This window comes from Campylobacter sp. BCW_4332 (assembly GCF_001763175.1).
Classification (GTDB): domain Bacteria; phylum Campylobacterota; class Campylobacteria; order Campylobacterales; family Campylobacteraceae; genus Campylobacter_D; species Campylobacter_D jejuni.
In genome coordinates, this window is the sequence record NZ_MJYF01000054.1 from 1 (window position 1) to 1165 (window position 1165).

Sequence of the window (1165 nt, forward strand, 5' to 3'; positions counted from 1 at the left end):
AAAAGTTCTATTTCGCTTTCAAATACAAAAAGATGTTTATAGTGTTTAGCTAAATTTTTAATCAGTAAAGCATTGCCTATACCATAAATACATATAAAAGGATATCTAGGAGTTTTTTCTAAAATACTTTGATAGAAAAAATTTAATTCTTCTTCTAAATTTTCATACATAAAAACATTATGAGTTTTATCATAGATATTTAAATTTTCATCTATATTAAAACGAGAACAAGTTTTATTTTGTATGAAATTTAAAAGTTTATTTCCTAAGGGTTCATTTACTCCACTTAATAAAGCTTGTATGTTTTTTTCTAGTATGGTCATTAGGTTTCCTTAAAAGAATTGATGATAATATTTATTCTTTGTTCTAACTTTTCTATAAAATAAAACAACCATTCATAATAAGCCTTGATATAAGCACTGATGAAACTAGCATGATCTAAAATATTTTCTTTATAAACTAAGCTTATCCTAAGTCCTCGTTCATAAATCACTGCTTTTAAAATACCATCCTGTATAAACTCATCTTCATCTAAAGAGTGATTAAAATTTTCTATATTTTGATAAACTTTTTCTAAAAATTCCAAAGGTAAAATAAAATCTTTACTGAGTATATTTTCTAAAATTTGTTTTAAAGCTAAAGCATCATTTAAAAATCTTTTAGCATTATCTTGATCTTTTTGTATTTTTTCTTTGAATTTAACTAGGAGTTTGTCACTTCTATTTTTAGTTAAACTTTTTGGAAGTTCAAATTTAGGTTTTTCTTTTGTAAGGAATTTTTCACAACATTCTTTAAAGGAAAGTTCTTCTGTAAAATTAATCCTTGCTCCACCTTCAGTGGCATTGTAAAATTTAGTTTCTTTACTGTTGCAAGCAAAAAGATATTCAAGTTTTATGCGATAATCATTCCAAGTTATATGAGTTAAAACTTCACCTTTACCTGCATAGGCGGGGACTTTAAGTTTGTCTATATTTTCTTCACCGCTAAATTTCTCCCCAAAATCAAAACCTTTTGAGTGTGAATTTCCTTTTTCATCAAAAGCTAAATCTTGCCCTATCATGATAATATTTTTAAATCCTAAAGCCAAAGCTAAAGTATAAGAAAAATGACTCACATGAGTACCTGTATCAATATAGCCAAAGTCATTAAGATTGAAGCGTTGGTA

At 26.1% G+C, this 1165-nt stretch carries 2 pseudogenes; both read right to left on the reverse strand.

Annotation, left to right across the window (positions count from 1 at the left end):
- Nucleotides 1–323: pseudogene (locus tag AJN64_RS06045) on the reverse strand (motility associated factor glycosyltransferase family protein); the annotation flags it as partial.
- A pseudogene (locus AJN64_RS06050) lies at nucleotides 323–1165 on the reverse strand (motility associated factor glycosyltransferase family protein); the annotation flags it as partial. The pseudogenes AJN64_RS06050 and AJN64_RS06045, both read right to left, overlap by 1 nt.